This is a genomic window from Chromobacterium sp. HL1 (assembly GCF_057418835.1).
This window is the reverse complement of record NZ_CP162399.1, coordinates 4,261,678-4,280,982: the sequence shown is the minus strand read 5'-3', so window position 1 is coordinate 4,280,982 and position 19,305 is coordinate 4,261,678. Positions and strand designations below refer to the sequence as shown.

At 65.2% G+C, this 19,305-nt stretch carries 17 protein-coding genes; 12 read left to right on the top strand and 5 right to left on the bottom strand.

Going from position 1 to position 19,305, the window contains the following annotated elements; translation table 11 throughout:
- Positions 1-19 precede the first annotated feature (19 nt).
- Positions 20-799 carry an AraC family transcriptional regulator gene (locus AB1Z25_RS19500; protein ID WP_227105284.1) on the top strand — a complete coding sequence of 260 codons (780 nt, stop codon included), beginning with the start codon at positions 20-22 and terminating at the stop codon, positions 797-799.
- On the opposite strand, the gene wrbA is transcribed toward AB1Z25_RS19500, so the two are convergent.
- Entirely contained in the window at positions 796-1,395 is a 600-nt protein-coding gene (gene wrbA, locus AB1Z25_RS19495; RefSeq protein WP_235086219.1) for an NAD(P)H:quinone oxidoreductase, read from the bottom strand. The two genes, AB1Z25_RS19500 and wrbA, sit on opposite strands and share 4 nt — an antisense overlap.
- Before the next feature lie 130 nt (positions 1,396-1,525).
- Here wrbA and AB1Z25_RS19490 point away from each other — a divergent pair, with 130 nt between their 5' ends.
- The gene (locus AB1Z25_RS19490; RefSeq protein WP_082158910.1) at positions 1,526-2,728 is read left to right on the top strand and encodes a YihY family inner membrane protein; all 1,203 of its coding nucleotides are present in this window, start codon (positions 1,526-1,528) and stop codon (positions 2,726-2,728) included.
- On the opposite strand, the gene AB1Z25_RS19485 is transcribed toward AB1Z25_RS19490, so the two are convergent.
- Both AB1Z25_RS19485 and AB1Z25_RS19480 read right to left on the bottom strand, forming a co-directional pair.
- Complete coding sequence (locus AB1Z25_RS19485) at positions 2,680-3,501, bottom strand: DUF3025 domain-containing protein (RefSeq protein ID WP_486635961.1); 822 nt, start codon at positions 3,499-3,501, stop codon at positions 2,680-2,682. The two genes, AB1Z25_RS19490 and AB1Z25_RS19485, sit on opposite strands and share 49 nt — an antisense overlap.
- Before the next feature lie 27 nt (positions 3,502-3,528).
- Complete coding sequence (locus AB1Z25_RS19480; RefSeq protein ID WP_486635960.1) at positions 3,529-5,793, bottom strand: sensor domain-containing diguanylate cyclase; 2,265 nt, start codon at positions 5,791-5,793, stop codon at positions 3,529-3,531.
- Between the two features lie 151 nt (positions 5,794-5,944).
- On the opposite strand from AB1Z25_RS19480, the gene cysG reads away from it, so the two are divergent.
- From cysG to msbA, 10 genes are all read left to right on the top strand, one after another.
- Positions 5,945-7,336, top strand: a complete 1,392-nt coding sequence (gene cysG, locus AB1Z25_RS19475) for a siroheme synthase CysG (RefSeq protein ID WP_227105279.1) — start codon at positions 5,945-5,947, stop codon at positions 7,334-7,336.
- A gap of 188 nt (positions 7,337-7,524) precedes the next feature.
- Positions 7,525-7,932 (top strand): PTS sugar transporter subunit IIA, encoded by a 408-nt coding sequence (locus tag AB1Z25_RS19470; RefSeq protein ID WP_048414043.1) that lies wholly within the window; start codon positions 7,525-7,527, stop codon positions 7,930-7,932.
- Complete coding sequence (locus AB1Z25_RS19465) at positions 7,919-8,188, top strand: HPr family phosphocarrier protein (protein WP_019100446.1); 270 nt, start codon at positions 7,919-7,921, stop codon at positions 8,186-8,188. The genes AB1Z25_RS19470 and AB1Z25_RS19465 overlap by 14 nt, the downstream gene beginning before the upstream one ends.
- A 22-nt stretch (positions 8,189-8,210) precedes the next feature.
- Entirely contained in the window at positions 8,211-9,950 is a 1,740-nt protein-coding gene (ptsP, locus tag AB1Z25_RS19460; RefSeq protein WP_486635959.1) for a phosphoenolpyruvate--protein phosphotransferase, read from the top strand.
- A 19-nt stretch (positions 9,951-9,969) separates the two neighbouring features.
- The gene (gene rfaQ / locus AB1Z25_RS19455) at positions 9,970-11,052 is read left to right on the top strand and encodes a putative lipopolysaccharide heptosyltransferase III (protein ID WP_486635958.1); all 1,083 of its coding nucleotides are present in this window, start codon (positions 9,970-9,972) and stop codon (positions 11,050-11,052) included.
- A complete protein-coding gene (locus AB1Z25_RS19450) occupies positions 11,049-12,203 on the top strand; it encodes a glycosyltransferase family 4 protein (protein ID WP_486635956.1) in 1,155 nt (384 codons plus the stop codon). Before rfaQ ends, AB1Z25_RS19450 begins: the two co-directional genes overlap by 4 nt.
- Complete coding sequence (locus AB1Z25_RS19445) at positions 12,200-13,321, top strand: glycosyltransferase family 9 protein (protein ID WP_486635955.1); 1,122 nt, start codon at positions 12,200-12,202, stop codon at positions 13,319-13,321. The genes AB1Z25_RS19450 and AB1Z25_RS19445 overlap by 4 nt, the downstream gene beginning before the upstream one ends.
- The gene (locus AB1Z25_RS19440; protein WP_486635954.1) at positions 13,314-14,636 is read left to right on the top strand and encodes an O-antigen ligase family protein; all 1,323 of its coding nucleotides are present in this window, start codon (positions 13,314-13,316) and stop codon (positions 14,634-14,636) included. The genes AB1Z25_RS19445 and AB1Z25_RS19440 overlap by 8 nt, the downstream gene beginning before the upstream one ends.
- Positions 14,629-15,732 (top strand): glycosyltransferase family 4 protein, encoded by a 1,104-nt coding sequence (locus AB1Z25_RS19435; RefSeq protein ID WP_486635953.1) that lies wholly within the window; start codon positions 14,629-14,631, stop codon positions 15,730-15,732. Before AB1Z25_RS19440 ends, AB1Z25_RS19435 begins: the two co-directional genes overlap by 8 nt.
- A gap of 51 nt (positions 15,733-15,783) precedes the next feature.
- Positions 15,784-17,544: a lipid A export permease/ATP-binding protein MsbA gene (gene msbA, locus AB1Z25_RS19430; protein WP_235086245.1), complete on the top strand. Its 1,761-nt coding sequence runs from the start codon at positions 15,784-15,786 to the stop codon at positions 17,542-17,544.
- 100 nt (positions 17,545-17,644) lie between these two features.
- On the opposite strand, the gene AB1Z25_RS19425 is transcribed toward msbA, so the two are convergent.
- Complete coding sequence (locus AB1Z25_RS19425; protein ID WP_227105271.1) at positions 17,645-18,028, bottom strand: type IV pilus assembly protein FimV; 384 nt, start codon at positions 18,026-18,028, stop codon at positions 17,645-17,647.
- A gap of 197 nt (positions 18,029-18,225) precedes the next feature.
- Positions 18,226-19,305 carry a 3-dehydroquinate synthase gene (gene aroB / locus AB1Z25_RS19420; RefSeq protein WP_486635952.1) on the bottom strand — a complete coding sequence of 360 codons (1,080 nt, stop codon included), beginning with the start codon at positions 19,303-19,305 and terminating at the stop codon, positions 18,226-18,228.

Sequence of the window (19,305 nt, the reverse complement as noted above, 5' to 3'; positions counted from 1 at the left end):
TCTTTGCAAAAGAGGCGTTATGACGGATTTTGATCATTTGCATGACTACGACGGCGGCGCGGCGCCGGTGGTGGGCAAGGCGCGCGATTACGCGGCCGGCGGCGTATCTCCGCGGCACGCCCATCCCACCGCCCAACTGTTGTACGCGGTGGAGGGCGTGATGATGGTCACCACCGATCAGGGGCGCTGGATCGTGCCGCCGACGCGCGGCATCTGGCTGCCCATCGCCACCTGGCATCAGGTGAACATGCTGAGCCGGGTGCGGATGCGCACGGTGTACGTGCGCGGCGACGCCTTGAACGGCTTGCCTGAGACGTGCTGCGTGCTGGCGGTGTCGCCCTTGTTGCGCGAGCTGATCCAGGCGGCGACCGGCATTGCCGTGCCTTATCCGCCGGATAGCCGCGCGGAGCGGGTGATGGGCTTGATTCTGGATGAGATCCGCAGCCTGCCCAGCCTGGCTTTGTCCCTGCCGCAGCCGGCGTCGCCGGCGCTGGACCAGCTGTGCCGGCAACTGCTCGGTCAGCCCGGCGACGCGCGCGGCGTCGCCGAGTGGGCGGCGCAGGCGGCGATGGACCCGCGCACTTTGCAGCGCCGTTTTCAGCGCGAGACCGGGCTCAGCTTCGGACAGTGGCGGCGGCAGGCGCGGCTGATCGCGGCCTTGGAACGTCTGGCGCGCGGCGCCAGCGTGCTGGAGGTGGCGCTGGATCTGGGCTACGCCAGTCCCAGCGCCTTCGCGACAATGTTCAAGCGCGAGCTGGGCGCGTCGCCCAGCGCTTTCTTCGATGCGCCGGAGGTTTAAATCGGAGCGGCCAGCTTCAGCGCCATCTCCGCCAGCCGGCGGCCCTGGGCCAGCGCCAGTTGTTTTTCATCGTCGCTGATCGGCTGCTCATTGCGCACGCCGGCGACATGGCTGACGCCGTAGGGGGTGCCGCCGCTGCGGGTCTGGGTCAGCGCGGTTTCGGTATAGGGCAGACCCACCATCACCATGCCGTGGTGCAGCAAGGGCACCATCATGGTCAGCAGCGTGGATTCCTGGCCGCCGTGCAGCGAGGCGCTGCTGGTGAACACGCAGGCGGGCTTGCCGGCCAGCGCGCCCTGCATCCATTCCGGGCTGGTGCCGTCCAGGAAATATTTCACCGCCGCCGCCATATTGCCGAAGCGGGTGGGGCTGCCCAGCGCCAGACCGATGCACTCGGCGAGGTCCGCGGCTTCGACATAGGGCGCGCCGGACTCGGGGACGGCGGCCTCGGTGGCCTCGCAGACCGCGGACACCTTGGGCACGGTGCGCAGCCGGGCCTGGCAGCCGGGCACGCTCTCTATGCCGCGGGCGATCAGGCGGGCCAGCTCGCGGGTGGCGCCGTGCTGGCTGTAATAGAGCACCAGGAGGTCTTGCATGGGTTTGGAATCTTCCGTCTGAGGTCAAAAAAACGATAAGGCGCGCGCCGTTGCGCGAGCCGGTGCATGATAAAGCAAGTCTTCGCGGCTTGCCTGATCCGCGCTTTGCCATTATTTTGCCGGGATGCAAATGAGTCGAATCGAACCGTATCTGGGCTTCGCCCGCTTTCTGGCCCGGCGCATGGGCAGCCATCGCGTCGCGCAAGTGTCCGGCAGCCTGACCTTCACCACGCTGCTGGCGCTGGTGCCCTTGTTCACCATCGCTTTGACGGTGATTTCCGCGTTTCCGGTGTTCTCCGATCTGAGCACCCGTTTCAAGATCATGCTGCTGTCCACGCTGGTGCCAGAGTTCGCCGGCAAGGTGATCACCGTCTACATGCGCCAGTTCGCCGACAATGCGGAAAAGCTGACTGCCGCCGGCATCGTGATGCTTGGCGTGACCGCGTTGATGCTGATGTCCACCATAGACCGGACTTTCAACGCCATCTGGGGCGTGCGCCGCGGGCGGCCGCTGTTGCAGCAAAGCATGGTGTACTGGACGGTGCTGACCCTGGGGCCGCTGGTGCTGGGCGGCAGCCTGCTGGCCTGGCGCAGCCTGTTCAAGATCAGCAAGTTCGACCACGCGCTGCCGGTGCTGGCCAATGTGGTCGAGGCCGGCGGCTCCATCCTGCTGACCGCTTTGGTGCTGTCGCTGTTGTACCGCATCGTGCCCAATCGCTTCGTGCCGATCAAGCACGCCAGCGTCGGCGCCTTGCTGACCGCGATCCTGCTGGAGGCCACCCGCGCCTTGTTCGGCTTTTACATTGGCCAGGTGGCCAATTATCAGCTGGTCTACGGTGCTTTCGCCAGCATCCCCATCTTTCTGCTGTGGGTGTATTGCTTGTGGATGGTGGTGCTCAGCGGCGCGGTGTTCACCGCCTCGCTGTCCTATTGGGAAGGCGACGCCTGGCGGCGGCGCTTCGAGCCCAGGCGGCGCTTTCTCGACGCGGTGGAAGTGCTGCTGTTGCTGGACGAGGCGCAGAATCGCGGCGAATTGTTGAGCCCGGTGAAGTTGCGCAGCCAGGTGAAGGTGGGCTACGACGAGTTGGGCTGGGTGCTGGACATGTTGAGCTCCCGCGGCTTTGTGCAGAAAAGCCAGCGCGACGGCTGGGTGCTGGGCAAGAAGTTGTCGGCCATCTGCATGGTGGAGCTGTTCGAACTATTCGTCTATCGCAGCGACAACTACCGCGACGACGATGTCGGCGCCGGGGTGGAAAGCCTGCTGGGGCCGATGACGGCCGAGCTTCAGTCGGTGACGCTGGAGGACTTCGCCCGCCGCGTCGGCCGGAAATAATCGCGATTATCGTAAAAGGCCGGGTCTTCGTTGTCCGGCCACCAGCCGGGAATGCCCAGCAGCGGCAGCGGCCACAGCGCGCGCGGCGCCGGCATGAAGGCGTCGTCGTCCAGCCGGCGCGCCAGCGCCTCGTCCAAGTGCGCCAGACGGCGCGCCTCTTCCCAAGCAAAGAATTCCGCCGGCACCTGCAGCGGCAAGGCCTTGCCGCACCAGCCGATATGCGGCCGCAGGCCGACTTCGAACAGCGCGTGGCCGATGGCGTGGACGCCGATGCGCCGGCCCCAGTCCTGGCGGTGTTTCAGAAACAGGCGCTGCCACTCCATATCGTCCAGCATCCGGCTGAAGTCGGGATCGGCGACGGCGACGACGACGCCGCATTCGTCCAATAGCGTGGCGGCGTCGCGCAGTGGTCCGCGCTTGGTTTCGCCGCGGGCGATGGCGCGCAGGTGGCGGCGGTTCAGCGCCAGCTTGCTCAGCGGCCAGGCCAGCCAGGCCAGCGCGTTGAACCAGTCATGCCAATTGCCGGTGCGCGTGGGAATCTCGCCGGTATGGCCGATATGCATCTCGTAATAGGCTTCCGGCTCCAGATCGCAGGCGAAGCGCAGCTCGGCCGGCAGCGCGTCCGGGCGCTGCCGGCGATAGCGCCGCAGCAACTGGTCGTAATCCGCCTGCTCCGGCCAGGAAGCGGGGGCGATCAGCGCGGCGGCGTCGCGGACGGGCAGATACAGCGGATGGGAGAGGTAATCGGTTTGCCAGGCGCTCACGGTGGACATCTTGGGAGAGAGATTCAAGCCGGCATTTTAGCGCAATAGCAGCAATTCCTCGCCGCTGATGCAGTTGCGGCCGTTGTGTTTGGCCTGGTACAGCTGCTTGTCCGCGCGGCCCAATACTTCGTCGATGTCGGTCTCGTCGGCGCGCAGCACGGCGACGCCGATGCTGACCGTGTATTGCAGAGGGCCGGCCTCGCCGCCCGGCAGGCGGGCCTCCGCCACGACGCGGCGCAGGCGTTCCGCCGCCAGCAGCGCGTCTTCCATCCGCGTGTCAGGCAGCACCGCGGCGAACTCCTCGCCGCCCAGGCGGCCGCAGATGTCGGTGCTGCGCAACACATTGCGGCAGCTTTGGGCAAAGTGGACGATCACCTCGTCGCCCTTGGCGTGGCCGTAACGGTCGTTGATGTTCTTGAAGTGGTCCAGGTCCATCATCAACACGGTCAAGGACAATTGATAACGCCGGTTGCGCTCGATCTCGCGGCTGGACAGCGCGATGAACTGGCGGCGGTTGCACAGGCCGGTCAGCTCGTCCAGGGTGGCGAGCTGATAGAGCTTTTTCTCGTGAGCGTCGCGTTGCAGCGCGATGGCGATCAGGTGGGTGCTGCGCTGCGCCAGCTGCAGTTCTTCCGGCTCGGGCTGGCGCGGCTCAGGATGGTAGATGGCGAAGGCGCCGAGCAGGCGGCGGTCGCTGGAGAAGATGGGGGTGGACCAGCAGGCGCTGAGGCCGAAGGGCGCCACCCGCTCGCGGTAGCCGGCCCACAGCGGGCTGCTGGCGATGTCTTCGACGATGACCAGGCTTTTACGGTGGACGGCGGTGCCGCAGGAGCCGGCCTCCGGGCCCACCGGCACCTGTTCCAGCAGCTTGCGATAACCGGCCGGCAGGCTTTGGCCGGCGGCCAGCCTCAGCGTTTCCCCCGCGGGGTCCAGCAGCATGATGGAGCAGACGCCGCGATTCAGCTGCGACTCCATCATCCGACAGATCTGATTCAAGGTGTCTTGCAGCGGCGCATTGCCGGCGATCATCTCCATCACCGCGTTTTCCTCCGCCAGCAAACGTTCGCTCTGGCGGCTGTGAGTGATTTCCCGCTCCACCGCCAAAATGCTGCGGAGTTCGCCGCCCAGCCCGAATTCGGGAAACAGCCTCACTTCGAAAATGCAGCGCCGAGGGCCAAGGCTCAGCTCCAGCTCGAAGCGGCGCGCCTCGCCGCCGGCGATCAGTTGTTCGCACTCCTCGGCGAAGCGCGCGCGCGCGGCTTCTGGCCAGGCTTTGTCGTGGACGCTGCGGCCGAGGTGTTCCTCGCGCGTCAGCGTCGAATAGCGGCTGACGCTGCGGTTGATGAATTGGCAGCGCAGCTCCAGGTCGTAGCGGGCGATGACGTCTTCCGAGTTCTCCACCAAGGTGCGGAATTCCTGTTCGCGCCGCAGCATCGCGGACTCGGCCAGCTTGCGCGCGGTGACGATCTGGCACAGCGCGTGGATATGGCTGATGCGGCCCGTCTCGTCCTTGTGGAACTGGGTGCGCTGCTCCAGCCATTCCCAGTGGCCGTGGGCGTGACGCACGCGGAACTCCATGCCGCTGGCGCTTTCCTGCCTTTGCTCCGGATGGCTGAGCAGGGCGGTGAACAGCGAACGGTCCTCCGGGTGCAACAGTTCCAGCCAGCGCGAGAACGTCAGGCGTTCGGCGTCGGCCGGCAGGCCCAGCAGGGCGTGCAGGGTTTGCGGCGCGCCGCGCACCGCTTGGCCGGCCAGGTCGAATTCCAGCAAGCCCAGCCGCGCGTCCTGCAGCGCCAGCCGCCAGCCGCCCCAATCGCCGCCGGGGCCGTGAATGGCGGGCGGCGGCTGCAGGCGCAGCAAGAGATGGCCGGGGAGCGGGCAGGGCAGCGGAAAAGCGAGCAAATCGGCGTGGGCCGCCAGTAGGCCGTCGCGATGGCCGGGATGAGTCGGGTCCAGCAGCAAAGCGAGATCGTGCGGGCTGAAGCCGTAGCCGCTCAGGCCGCCGTCCTGGCGCGTGGGCGCGGGCGCATGGCCGGAGACGGCGAGCAGGCGGCCGGCGGCGTCGCACAGCGCCAGCGCTTGCCGGCTGTCCCTGACCTGGCGGCGGAGCGCGCTCAGCTGCCGCCGGCGCCGCCAGAGCGGCAGGCCCAGCAACGCCAGCATGGGGACGAGCAAAGGCCAGCCGGCGAGCCAGTCCGAGGCCGCGGCGTACGCGTAGTCGGCCCCGAACAGGCATAGCGAAGCCGCAGCGGCGAACAGGCGGCGACGCGGGCTGGCCCGGCGGCGTAAGGCTGGGTTCAAACAGATCTCCGGAGGCGCGATGGCGCGCAAAGCTGCCATGATGGCACCAGGCGCAAAACAGGGCGCTTTTCGTAATATTGATAGCATTCGCCAGCGTCGTTTTTATGCAACAAATGCAGTATGCTGCAAACATTGTTGCGGAGCTGGCCATATGGATTACTTCCCGATCTTCCTTAAATTGCAAGGCGCTTCCTGTTTGCTGGTGGGCGGCGGCGAGGTGGCGCTGCGCAAGGCGAGGCTTTTGCTGTCCGCCGGCGCGGAGCTGACGGTGGCGGCGCCGGAGTTGACGCCGGAGCTGGCCGAGATGGCGCGGCAGGGGCAGTTGACGCATTTGAGCGCCTGTTTCGAGCCGGCCCAAGTACGGGGCCGGCGCCTGGTGGTGGCCGCCACCAACGACCGCGAGATCAACCGCCAAGTGTCGATGTCCTGCCAGGCCTTGAATATCCCGGTCAATGTGGTGGACGACCCGGAATTGTCCAGCTACATCACCCCGGCCATCGTGGATCGTTCCCCCCTGCTGATCGCCGTCTCCTCCGGCGGCGGCGTGCCAGTGTTGGCGCGCTTGATTCGCGGCCGGCTGGAAAGCCTGATTCCCAGCGGCTTCGGCCGTCTGGCGCGCTTTGCCGCCGGGTTTCGCGACCGGGTCAAGGCCGGCATTCCCGACGTCGAGCGGCGGCGGGTGTTTTGGGAGTCGGTGCTGGAGGGGCCGCTGGCCGAGGCGGTGATCAACGGCGACGAAGCCGCCGCCGAGCAGGCGATGGAGCGCCGCTTGGAGAACGCCGACGCGCAGACGGCGCAGGGCGCGGTCTATCTGGTGGGCGCGGGGCCGGGCAATCCGGATTTGCTGACCTTCCGCGCGTTGCGCTTGATGCAGCAGGCCGACGTGGTCTTGCACGACAATCTGGTGGCGCCGGAACTGCTGGAACTGGTGCGGCGCGACGCCGAGCGCATTTACGTGGGCAAGGCCAGGGCCAACCATGCGTTGCCGCAAGGCGACATCAATCTTTTGATGGTAGAACTGGCGCAACAAGGCAAGCGGGTGCTGCGGCTCAAGGGCGGCGATCCGTTCACCTTCGGCCGCGGCGGCGAGGAGATCGAGACGCTGGCGGCGCACGGCGTCGCCTTCGAAGTGGTGCCCGGCATCACCTCCGCCAGCGGGGCGGCGGCGTACGCCGGCATCCCGCTGACTCATCGCGACTACGCGCAGTCGGTGACCTTCGTCACCGGCCACAAGCAGGATGGCAGCATTCACCTTGACTGGCCGGCGTTGACTCGGCCGGCCCAGACCGTAGTAGTCTACATGGGGGTTTCCACCGCCCAGGAGTTGTGCCGGGCCTTCATCGAACACGGCAAGCCGGCGACGACGCCGGCCGCCGCGGTGGAGTGGGCCACCACCGAGCGTCAGCGCACGGTGGCGGGCACGCTGGAAGACCTGCCGGAACTGATGTCCAAACATCATATCGCGTCGCCCGCCCTGATCATCGTCGGCGAGGTGGTGGGCTTGGCGGATAAGCTGGGCTGGTACCGGAGCCGGGTGTGCTGACGTTTTTTTGCCGTTGCGCTGGCCGAGAAAAGCGCGCTATACAAGGCGGAGGGCCGCGGTTTAAAGCTGACGCCGGCCGCCTCTGGCGGAATACTGCTGATACAATGGCGGACTGACGTGTTGATCAACCTTTTTGCTTCAGCGTCCCGGCTCTGCGCCGACGACGCTGCCAACATGAAGAATCAGGCATGGTAGGTGTATTGATAATCGCGCATGGCGACCTGGGGCGCAGTCTGGCGGATTGCGCCAGGCATATCCTGGGCCGAGAGCCGGAAAATCTGGCGGTGATGGCGGTCGACAAGACCGATGACCCGGAAAGCAAGCAAGCCGAAGCCCAGTTGTTGGTGGACAGGCTGGACGCGGGCGACGGGGTGGTGATCCTGACCGATATGTATGGCGGCACGCCGTCCAATATCGCCAGCCGGCTGATCCGGCCGGGGCGGGTGGAGGCGGTGGCCGGGGCGAGCCTGCCCATGGTGGTCCGAGCCTTGTGCTATAGCAGCCAGCCGTTGGAGATCGTCGTCAGCAAGGCGATCACGGGCGGCCTGGAGGGCGTGCTTTATATTATTCCGGGGGAAGGCAATGCTGCGAATTGAAGTCGAAATCATCAACAAGCTCGGCCTGCATGCACGCGCTTCCAGCAAGTTCACCCAATTGGCCAGCCGCTATAAAAGCGATATCTTCATCGCGCGCAACAATCGCCGGGTCAACGGCAAGAGCATCATGGGCGTGATGATGCTGGCGGCGGCCAAGGGCGCGACCGTGGAACTGGAAGTGAGCGGGGAGGATGAGCAAGTGGCGCTGGACGCCCTGGTGGCCCTGATCAACAACCGGTTCGACGAGGCCGAATAAGCCGGAGTCTGAGGATGGGACGATGAGCATCATCCTGCACGGGGTGGCCATAGGCGGCGGCATTGCCATTGGCCGCGCCCATTTGATTTCGCGCAGCATGGACGATGTCGCGCATTATCTGCTGGACGACGAGGAAGTCCCGGCGGAATTGGCGCGTTTCGACGAAGCGATTCGCGACACCCGCAAAGAGCTGGAAATGCTGTGGGGCAGCATTCCTGAGAACGCGCCGGCGGAGTTGGGCGCCTTCCTGTCTTTGCACATCATGCTATTGGGCGACGTCACCATCTCGCGCGAGCCGCGCGAAATCATAGAGAAACAGCACTGCAACGCCGAGTGGGCGTTGAAGCTGCAATGCGAGTCCTTGGTCGAGCAATTCGACGCGATCGAGGAAGACTATCTGCGCGAACGCAAGAACGATGTGCTGCAAGTGGTGGAGCGCATCTTCAAGAACCTGGACGGCGACGTGCCGCAGCTGCCGGCGCCGGAGGATCTGGTCGACGACCACATTCTGGTGGCGCACGATCTGTCGCCGGCCGACATGGTTTATTTCAAGGATTCCAACTTCGCCGCCTTCATCACCGACGTGGGCGGCGCCACTTCGCATACCGCGATTCTGGGGCGCAGCCTGGACCTGCCGTCGGTGATCGCCCTGCATCATTCGCGCGAACTGATCCGCGAAGACGAACTGATCGTCGTCGACGGTTTGCAAGGCGTGGTGATCATCAATCCGGACGATTTGGTGCTGGCGGAGTATCGACGCCGGCTGCGCGCCTGGCGCGACGCAAGGCGCAAGCTGTCGTCCATCCGCAAATCCAACGCCAAGACCCAGGACGGCACCGCGATCGAACTGCTGGCCAATATCGAGCTGCCGCAGGACGTGGAAGACGTGCGCAAGTCCGGCGCGGTGGGCGTGGGCCTGTTCCGCAGCGAATTCCTGTTTCTGGGACGCGACACCTTGCCGGACGAGGACGAGCAGTACGAGGCCTACCGGCACGTGGCGGAAACCCTGAAGGGTTTGCCGGTGACCATACGCACCATGGATCTGGGCGCGGACAAGAATCCGAAATGGCTGAACCACGCGGTGGCGGACAATCCGGCGCTGGGCCTGACCGGCATCCGTCTATGCCTGGCCGAGCCGCTGATGTTCCGCGCGCAGCTGCGGGCGCTGCTGCGCGCTTCGGTGCACGGCAAGATCAAGGTTCTGTTCCCCATGGTCAATTCCTTGCCGGAGCTGAAGCAGGCGCTGGCGCAGTTCGAATACGCGAAGCAGGAGCTGCGCGAGGAAAGCATCGCCTACGCCGAGGACATCGAAGTGGGCGCGATGATTGAAATCCCGTCGGCGGCGCTGGTGGTGGGCAGCTTTCTCAAGCATATCGACTTCCTGTCGGTGGGCACCAACGATTTGATCCAGTACACGCTGGCGATCGACCGCAACGACGACTCGGTCAGTCATCTGTACGACCCCATCCATCCGGCGGTGCTGAAACTGATCCTGCACACCATCAAGGCCGGCATTAAGGGCGGGGTGCCGGTGTCGGTGTGCGGCGAGATGGCCGGCGACGCCCGGCTGACGCGTTTGCTGCTGGGCATGGGCCTGCGCAAGTTCTCCATGCATCCGGCCAACTTGCTGGCGGTCAAGCAACAGGTGCTCAATACCCACCTGGATCAGATCGCGCCGATTACGGCGCGCATGCTTAGAAGCGAAGACCCTGATAAAATCGCCGATCTTTTGCAACAATTGAATGCCGAGCCGGGTGTCTGATCCGGCTTTTTCCTTTCTTATGCTGAACGATCCCATCGACCTGAACGCCGTGCGGCGGGTGCTGGTCATCAAGCTGCGCCACCACGGCGACGTGCTGCTGACTTCTCCGCTGTTTTCCGCGCTGCAACAGCGGGCGCCGCATCTGGAGATCGACGCGCTGGTTTACCACGACACCCGGGAAATGCTGAGTCTGCATCCAGCTATCGCGCAACTGCACACCATAGATCGCGGCTGGAAAAAACGGGGGCCGCTGGGCCAGGCCCGGGCCGAACTGGCCCTGCTGAGCCAGTTGCGCGCCCGCGGCTACGATCTGGTGATCACGCTGACCGAGCATAATCGCGGCGCCTGGCTGGCGCGCCTGCTTGCGCCGCGCTGGTCTGTGGGCCCGCAGGGCCCTTACGGCCGCTTCTTCAAAAAAAGCTTCACCCACCGTTATTTGCAGGTGCCGGGCAATCGCCGCCACACGATTGAAATTCATCTGGACGCCTTGCGGCGCATCGGCGTGTATCCGGACGCAAGCCAGCGCGAGCTGGTTCTGGTGCCGGGGCACAACGCCGAGGCCACGCTGGCGGCCAAGCTGGCCGAGCGCGGTCTGCGGCCCGGCGCTTACATCCTGGTGCATCCGACCTCGCGCTGGTCGTTCAAGAGCTGGCCGGCGGAGAAAATGAGCGCCTTGATCGACGCCTTGAGCGCGCGCGGCGAACAACTGGTCTTGTCGGCCGCGCCGGGCGCGGAAGAAATGGCGATGATCGCCGACATCGAAGCGCGGCTGGAACGGCCGGTGGCCAGTCTGGCCGGCGCGCTGAGCTTGAAGGAGTTGGCGGCGGCGATAGACCAGGCGCGTTTGTACATCGGCGTGGATTCGGTGCCCATGCATATCGCCTCGGCGATGAAAACGCCGTGCGTGGCCTTGTTCGGGCCATCTGGCGATATCGAATGGGGGCCGTGGCAGGTGCCGCACCGCGTGGTGTCCGAGCCCATGCCCTGTCGCCCCTGCGGCAACGCCGGTTGCGGCGGAGGCTGGCAAAGCGAATGCCTGCAGCGCATCGATGTGGACACGGTGCTGGCGGCGGTGGATGCGGTCTTGAAGGAAAGCGCATGAAGCGGCTGGCGATTATCCGGCAGAAGTACAATCCGGCGGGCGGCGCGGAACGCATCGTCAGCGCCATCGTCAAGCAATTGCAGACCGGCGGGGAGTTCCGTCCGCTATTGATCAGCCGCAATTGGGAGAGCCTGCCGGGCGTGGAAACGCTGCGGGTCAAGCCGTTTTATCTGGGCAGCGTCTGGCGCGACTGGAGCTTCGCCCGCGCCGCGCGCGCCGCGTGGACGCAGGCCGGCGCCGATCTGGTGCAATCGCACGAGCGCATTCCCGGCTGCCATGTGTTCCGCGCCGGCGACGGCGTGCACGCGGCCTGGCTGGACGCGCGGCTGGAAGGCCGGCCCTGGTGGCGGCGGCTGAGCACCTTTTGCAATCCTTACCACCATTTCATGCTGCGCACCGAGCGTGCGATGTTCCGGCATCCGGCCTTGCGCGCGGTGATTTGCAATTCGGCCTTGGTGCGCGACGACGTGGTCGGCCGTTTCGGCGTGGATCCGAAGCGCTGCGCGGTGATCCACAACGGCGTGGACAGCGGGTTTTTCAATCCGGCGGCGGCGCGCGAGCAGAGGGCGGCGCTGCGCGAGCGTTACGGCATTCCGCCGGAGGCGCCGACGCTGGTCTACGTGGGGTCCGGTTTCGAGCGCAAGGGCGTAGCGCAGGCGCTGCGCGCCGTCGCGCCGCACGCCGCCGTGCATCTGGTGGTGGTGGGCGGAGACAAGAAGCTGGCGCGCTATCAGCGGCTGGCGGCCCGGCTGGGCCTGTCCGAGCGCGCACACTTCACCGGTCCGCAGCGCGATGTGCGCAGCCATTACGGGCTGGCGGACGGCTTCATCCTGCCGACGCTGTACGAGCCGTTTGGCTCGGTGGTGATCGAGGCGATGGCCTGCGGCTTGCCGGTGCTGACCAGCACGCGTTGCGGCGGCGCGGAGCTGCTGGAGCCGGGCGTCACCGGCTGGCTGGCCGCGGCGGGAGACGCCGCCGCCTGGCAAGACAATGTGGCGGCCTGGCTGGCCGCGCGCGCGGACTGGCCGCGCAGCGGCGAGCTTGCGCGCGCGCGGGTGGCGGGTTTGAGCGAGGGCACGATGGTGGCGCAGATGCTGGCTTTGTACCGGGAGCTGTCGCTTGGCGACGGCGAAGGCGGGGCCGGAGAATGAGGCCGGGACGCTTTCCCGGGCGCTTGCTGATTTTCACGGCGCTGTTGCTGAGGCTGCCCTGGCAATGGCTGCGCCGCAAGCCGGATCCCGAGCGCACGCGCCGGGTATTGATCCTGCATCAGTTTCTGCTGGGCGACGCCTTGATGGCGACCAGTCTGTTGGCCAAGGCGCGCGAGCGTTTTCCCAAGGCGGAGATCGTGCTGGCCTGTCCGCCGGGACAAGCGCCGCTGTATGCGTCGCGGCCGTACGGCATTCGGCCGCTGCCCTGGCAGCCGCGCGACTTCGCCTCGATTCGGCGCTTGTTCGCCGAAGCGCGCTTCGATATCGCTTACATGATGGGCGAAAACCGGCTCAGCTTTCTCGCCCGCGCGATAGGCGCCCGCTGGATCGTGGGCTTTGCCGGCGAAACGCCACGCTATAAAAACTGGCTGCTGGACGAGGCGGTGGCGTACGCCGGGCAGCCGGAAGCCTGGACCGATACCGCCGCGCGCTTGATCGACGGACCCGAGCCCCAGCCGTTTCGTTTGCGGGATTGGCCGGTAGCGGCTGAAGGGCTGCCGCCCTTGCCGCCGCGTTTCGTCGTACTGCACGTGGGCGCGAGTTCGGCGACCCGCTTCTGGCCCGCGGCCAGTTGGAACCGGGTCGCGGCCACGGCTCGGGCTTGCCGTTGCGTGGTGTTGTGGTCGTGCGGGCCGGGGGAGCAGCATCTGCTATCGGCCGTCGAGCTGGGGCCGGACGATATCGTCATGGCTGGCACGCTGAGCCTGGCGCAATTGCGCGCCGTCTTGAGCCGCGCCCGCGCCTGCGTGTGTCCGGACACCGGCATCGCGCATCTGGCCAAAGTGGCGGGCGCGCCCTTGCTGATGTTGTTCGGGCCGGGCAGCGAGACCTTGTTCGGCGCGAGCCGGTTTTTCGCCGGTTTCACCTGCGTCGGTGTCGGTCCTGCGTGGTTTCCCTGCCGCAATCAGCGCAGCGTGCATTATCGCGATGTCGATTGGGCCTTGCGTTGTTTCAGAAAATTTGGCGATCAGGCCGGCGAATGCCGCCAGGCGCAGTGTATGGCGGCGCTGCCTGCCGGGCAGGTGGCCGAAACTTTGGAAAAACTTTTGCATGAATGATCATCTGAGCATAGAGCCGCGCTGGCATAGCCGTTTGGCCATCGGCCTGTCCTTGTTGTTTCTGACCTTGGCCAGCGTGTCTCACACGATTGCGCTGCGTTATGTGATCCTGTTGTTGATGCTGGTTCTGGTGGCGAAAGACTATCCCGAACTCAAACGCCACTGGCGCGAGCAGCGCGGGCCTGTCGCGACCCTAGGCGCGTTCCTGTTGTTCGCCTTGCTGCATAGCGTGTCGCTCTCGATGTGGCCGGAAGCCTCCGCCGGCGAGTTCCGCAGCCAGTTATTGATGGGAGGCTTGTGGTTTGTGGCCGGCCTGGCTTTGTTCCGCCCCCCTCGACGCTGGACGATTTCGGACTTGGTCATCCTCGCCGGTTGCGTCTTGGCCTTAACCGAGTTTAGCCATGGCGCTTACGTCTATCTGACTACGGGCCTGTGGCCGTTCAGCGAGGTGTACACCACCGCCACCAAGCTGGAGTTCACCTTCTTCATGAACTTTGTGCTGGCCTTCATCGTCGCCGCGTTTTGCTTTGGGTGGCGCGGGACCCACCCGCTCACGCGTTTTCCCCGCTGGGCGCTATGCTTGGCTGCGGCTTTGATTCTGTTTGTCAGCCTCAAGGCGGGCGCGCGCAACGGCATGATCGGTCTTGTCTACCTGATGCTGTCCATGCTGCTGGTGTATTCCGTGTTTGAAGGGCTGAAGATAGGCTGGGGCAAGACTTTGCTTATCACCGGCGTGGTCCTGGCCGCGGCGGGTAGCATCGCCGCGTATACGATCAAGCAGGATAGCCGGAATCAAGTATTTGTAGAGTCGGCGACTGCCGGATGGCACTATGCCGACACCAAGGCTTGGCTGCGGATGGAGCCCTATCCGAAGATGGCCAATGGTCAGTCGGTGGACCCGTCCGCCTACGAACGGGTGGCCTGGATTCACAGCGGCCTGGACCTCATCGCGGCCAAGCCCATGGGTTATGGCTATAGCCGCAACGCCTTCACCAATGCGCTGACGGCGACGGGGCATCCCAATCAGGTGGGCCACAGCCATAGCGGCTTCATCGACCTTGGCGTGGGCCTGGGCGTGATCGGCGTCGCGCTGTGGCTGGCGTTTTGCGGCGTGCTGATCTGGACCGGCTATCGGGCCTTCCGTCTGCGCCGCGACACCTTGGGTCTGGTCTTGATGCTGGTGACCTGCGGCTTTCTCGGACGCATGTTGCTGGAAAGCGTGAACAAGGATCATATGCTGCATCTCTTCTTGTTCACCGCCGCCGCCTTGCTGGCGGAATTGAGACAGCGGGAGAAAGGCGCCGCGCATGCGTGATTGGGTGCTGTTCACCGAGTCTTCCCCCAATGTCGGCGGACAGGAACTGCAGTTGATGCAGCAGATGCGCCTACTGGGAGAGCGCGGTTTTCGTACGGTGCTGGCCTGCCGGGCGCAGACGCGAGTGATGGAGGTGGCTTGTCAACGCGGGCTGGAGGTGCTGCCGCTGCGCTTTCGCAACAGCCTCCACATGCCGTCCATCTTGGCCTTGAGCGCTTGGATGTGCCGTCATCGTCCGCGGCTGGCCATTTGCCACAGCGGCCACGACAGCAATAATCTGGCCATTGCCGCGCGGCTAATGGGGCGCGGTCGGCCCTTTCTGCTGCGCTCGCGCACTTATCAGCCGGGTCAGGCGTCGGCCTGGAGCTATAACCAGCTGATGGACGCGACCATGTTGCCCAGCGCCTATCTGAAGCGTTGTTTGCTGGAGAACCCGGCCATCCGCCCTGAAAAGCTGCATGTGGTCTATCCCGGCATTGATTTCTCCGCCTTGGATCAGGCCGCCGCGCAGCCCTTGCCGGCGGAGCTGGAGCAATGGCTGTCCCGTTCTTCCGGCCCTCTGCTGGTGCAGGCGGCGATGTTGCGCGGCGAGAAGGGGCACAGGACGGTGTTGGCGGCCTTGGACTTGCTGAGAGACAAGTGGCCGGACGCGCGTTATCTGATTGCCGGAGAAGGGCCGGAGCAGCAGGCGATCGCCGGGCTGGCGCGGCAGTTGGGTTTGCAGGATAGAGTGTTGTTGGCCGGGGTGGTGAGCCCGGTGGCTGCCTTGTTGGCGCGCGCCGACCTGGTGTTGATGCCGTCCAGCTACGAGCCGCTGGGCATGTCGCAGATCGAGGCGCTGGGCCTGGGCGTGCCGGTGATCGCCAGCGACACCGGCGGCATTCCCGAGACCATGCGCAATGGCGAAACCGGCGTGTTGGCGCCGCCGGAGGATAGCGCCGCCTGGGCCGCGGCGATCGACCAGGCGCTGAGCCGGCCGGAGATGATGAAAGCCTGGGCGCAAGCCGGGCGCGTCGATGTGCGCGCCCGCTTCGCGCCGGAGCGGAACGTGAGGCGGATCCTCGAACTCAGCGGCCTGGATGCGCCGGGGATTTGACTACTGGCTTGATGACCGCCCGCGGACGCGGGCGTTGGATGATAGGAACGAATGAAGAATTCTTTGCAAAGCAACTGGGCGATTTATCGCCGTTTGCTGGGATATTTGGGCCGTTACTGGAAGGTCTTCCTGATCTCGCTGGTGTCGATGACGGTGGCGGCCTTGACCGAGCCGGCCTTCGCCCGCCTGATGAAGCCCTTGATCGACAGCGGTTTCGTCAACCGCGATCCGCATGCGATCGCCTGGGTGCCCTTGGCCATCATTGGCGTGTTCGCGGTGCGCGGCGTCACCAGCTTTATCAATGAATACACCTCCAGCTGGCTGACCGGCCACTTGGTGCAGACGCTGCGCGAACAGATGTTCGCCAAGATGCTGCGTCTGCCGGTGCAATACTATGCCGACAACCAGTCCGGCCGTCTGGTGTCGCGGATTTCCTACGACGTCAACCAGGTGACCGAAGCCGGCTTCAGCGTGATCACGGTCACGGTCAAGGACGGCGTCACCGCGGTCAGCCTGCTGGCCTGGCTGCTGTATATAGACTGGCAACTGACCTTGATCTGCTTGCTGGTGCTGCCGATTGTCTCCCTGTGCATGCGGGTGGTGGGCAAGCGCCTGCGCAATCTATCGCGCGAGAACCAGCAGAATATGGCCATGTTGACCCAGGTGCTGGGCGAGGGCATCAGCTGCCAGCGCGTGATCAAGGTCTATGGCGGCGAAGCGCGCGAGAGCGAGCGTTTTCAGCAGGCGGCGGCGGCCATCCGCCGCAATGCGGTCAAGCAGAGCGCGGCCACGTCCGCCAACACCGGCATCACGCAGTTGATGATTGCCTGCGCGCTGGCCGCCATCCTGTATTTCGCCACGCTGCGTGCCCAGGGCGGCGCTTTCACCGCCGGGGACTTCATGTCCTTTTTGACCGCGATGATGTTGTTGTTCGCGCCGGTCAAGCGCATCACCGGCATTGCCCAGGCGATGCAACGCGGCTTGGCGGCGGCGGAGTCGGTCTTCGATTTTCTCGATCTGCCGGAAGAGCCCGATCACGGCCGCACCGCCTTGCCGCGCACGCGCGGCAAGCTGCAGCTCTCGGGAGTGAACTTCCGCTATCCGACGGCGGAGCGGCAGGTGCTGCGCGACATCAATTTGCAGGTCCATCCCGGCGAGACCGTCGCCCTGGTGGGCTCGTCCGGCAGCGGCAAAACCACCTTGGTCAGCTTGATTCCGCGGTTTTACGATCCGGACGGCGGCGAGATCCGTCTGGACGATGTGCGCCTGCAGGACATGCCCTTGAGCGATCTACGCCGGCATATCGCCATGGTCAGCCAGGACGTGGTGCTGTTCAACGACAGCGTGGCGGCCAATATCGCCTACGGCGAAGCCTCGTTCAGTCGCGAGGCGGTGGTGGAGGCCGCGCGCGCGGCCAATGCGCTGGAGTTCATCGAGGCGATGCCGGAAGGGTTCGATACCCTGATTGGCGAAAACGGCGTGCGTCTGTCCGGCGGACAGCGTCAGCGGCTGGCGATTGCCCGCGCTTTGTTGAAGAACGCGCCCTTGCTGATTCTGGACGAGGCGACTTCGGCGCTGGACACCCAGTCCGAGCGGCTGGTGCAGAGCGCGCTGGAAAATCTGATGAAGAACCGCACCACCATTGTGATCGCCCATCGGCTGTCGACGATAGAGAACGCCGACCGCATCGTGGTGATGCATCAGGGCGAGATCGCCGAAGAGGGCTCGCACGCGCAGTTGCTCGCGCGCGACGGGCTCTACGCCAAGCTGCACAGCCTGCAGTTCAAGGACGAGGACGCCGCCGCGGATTGAGCGGGCGCTGCGACGAAATCAAGCCGGCCAGGGCGAGAGCCATGGCCGGCTTGACTGCATCGAGGACTCAGAACGCGTTTACGACTCGCAAGCTAAGACGTCAGAGTTTGATTTCGAACAGCGGATCTTGCGGCGCCAGCCGACGACCGTTTTCCTGAATGGTGTGCCAGACCGGCTGGCCTTGCACTTGGGATTGAACGTCGCGCGCCAGCGAGCAATAGGCTTCGCGATTGCATTCGCTGGAATAGGCCCGCAACAAGGTGACCTTGGCCGGCAGATCGTCCGGATTGTCTCGCAGCGAATCTTTCAGCACCCGCACCGCGTCGCGGGTGCGGCCGTAGGCGAGAAAAACCTCCGCCTCGCCCACCGGATCGATGCCGCGTTGGCACGGCTTGGTGTAACGTACTTTCTTCCATAAGAATCGCAGGGCGTAATATCCCGCCATCAGTCCAAAACTGGCGGCAAACGCGCTCAACGCTACCATGTGGCTTCTCCCCTTCCGCTTTGCAACGACTTGGCCTCGCCGGCGGCTCCCCGACATTGTGCGCTCTGGCTTCAAGCTTTGCGCGGGGTGTCCCTGCCGGCCTTCTCCATCTCCAGTAGATTCATTATTCTGATGAAGCGGCGCAAGCGGCAATCCGTAGAAATCCTTATTGAATCTGTACCGATGCCGTTTGAACGCTAACTATTATTGTTCAGTATTTTCTCGAGTATCGCAGAGGGCAGGCCGGCCTGAATAGCGGCTTGGCCCAGTTGTTGCAATAGCACGAACCGGATGGTGCCGGCTTCCACCTTCTTGTCGTGGCTCATCAGCTCCAGCCAGCGCGCCAGCGGCATCTGCGGGCTCTTGACCGGCAGGCCGGCGGCGGCTACCAGGCTGCGCACGCGTTCGACGTCGGCGGCGGACAGCCAGCCCAATTCGGCGGACGCGGCGGCGGCCAGCACCATGCCGGCGCCTATGGCTTCGCCATGCAGCCAGACGCCGTAGCCCAGGCCGGCCTCGATGGCGTGGCCGAAGGTGTGGCCCAGGTTGAGCAGCGCGCGCACGCCGTGCTCTTTTTCATCCTGGCCGACGATGTCCGCCTTCATCTCGCAGCTGCGCTTGACCGCGTGTTGCAGCGCGTCGGGATCGCGCGCGCGCAGGCGCGGCATATTGTCCTCCAGCCAGCCGAGGAAGGCGGCGTCGCCCAGCAGGCCGTACTTGATCACCTCGGCGAGGCCGGCGGACAGCTCGCGTTCCGGCAGCGTATCCAGCAGCGACATATCGGCGATCACCGCCTTGGGCTGGTAGAACGCGCCTACCATGTTCTTGCCCTGCGGATGGTTGATCGCGGTCTTGCCGCCGACCGAGGAGTCGACCTGCGCCAGCAAGGTGGTGGGGATCTGGATGAAGGGCGCGCCGCGTTGATAGCAGGCGGCGGCGAAGCCGGTCATGTCGCCGATGACGCCGCCGCCCAGCGCGATCAGGGTGGTCTTGCGTTCGGCGTTGCGCGACAGCAGCGCGTCGAAAATCAGGTTGAGCGTGCTCCAGTCCTTGTGCCGCTCGCCATCCGGCAAGACGACGCTGAAGGAGTCAATCCGGTGTTTGGCCAGCGCCTGTTGCAGCCGGGACAGGTACAGCGGCGCCACGGTCTCGTTGCTGACGATGGCGACCTTGGGCAGGGGCAGATGGGGAAGCAGCAACTCGACCTGTTCCAGCAAGTCCCGGCCAATGTGAATCGGGTAACGGGTGTCGGGCAGGATCAGGTCGAGGGTAATCAC

Coding starts and splice junctions, on each gene's coding strand:
- AB1Z25_RS19465 (WP_019100446.1), top strand. CDS start 7,919: ATGCTGCGAATTGAAGTCGAAATCATCAACAAGCTCGGCCTGCATGCA.
- AB1Z25_RS19500 (WP_227105284.1), top strand. CDS start 20: ATGACGGATTTTGATCATTTGCATGACTACGACGGCGGCGCGGCGCCG.
- rfaQ (WP_486635958.1), top strand. CDS start 9,970: ATGCTGAACGATCCCATCGACCTGAACGCCGTGCGGCGGGTGCTGGTC.
- ptsP (WP_486635959.1), top strand. CDS start 8,211: ATGAGCATCATCCTGCACGGGGTGGCCATAGGCGGCGGCATTGCCATT.
- AB1Z25_RS19435 (WP_486635953.1), top strand. CDS start 14,629: ATGCGTGATTGGGTGCTGTTCACCGAGTCTTCCCCCAATGTCGGCGGA.
- AB1Z25_RS19485 (WP_486635961.1), bottom strand. CDS start 3,501: ATGTCCACCGTGAGCGCCTGGCAAACCGATTACCTCTCCCATCCGCTG.
- AB1Z25_RS19445 (WP_486635955.1), top strand. CDS start 12,200: ATGAGGCCGGGACGCTTTCCCGGGCGCTTGCTGATTTTCACGGCGCTG.
- AB1Z25_RS19450 (WP_486635956.1), top strand. CDS start 11,049: ATGAAGCGGCTGGCGATTATCCGGCAGAAGTACAATCCGGCGGGCGGC.
- cysG (WP_227105279.1), top strand. CDS start 5,945: ATGGATTACTTCCCGATCTTCCTTAAATTGCAAGGCGCTTCCTGTTTG.
- AB1Z25_RS19490 (WP_082158910.1), top strand. CDS start 1,526: ATGAGTCGAATCGAACCGTATCTGGGCTTCGCCCGCTTTCTGGCCCGG.
- AB1Z25_RS19440 (WP_486635954.1), top strand. CDS start 13,314: ATGAATGATCATCTGAGCATAGAGCCGCGCTGGCATAGCCGTTTGGCC.
- AB1Z25_RS19425 (WP_227105271.1), bottom strand. CDS start 18,028: ATGGTAGCGTTGAGCGCGTTTGCCGCCAGTTTTGGACTGATGGCGGGA.
- msbA (WP_235086245.1), top strand. CDS start 15,784: ATGAAGAATTCTTTGCAAAGCAACTGGGCGATTTATCGCCGTTTGCTG.
- wrbA (WP_235086219.1), bottom strand. CDS start 1,395: ATGCAAGACCTCCTGGTGCTCTATTACAGCCAGCACGGCGCCACCCGC.
- AB1Z25_RS19470 (WP_048414043.1), top strand. CDS start 7,525: ATGGTAGGTGTATTGATAATCGCGCATGGCGACCTGGGGCGCAGTCTG.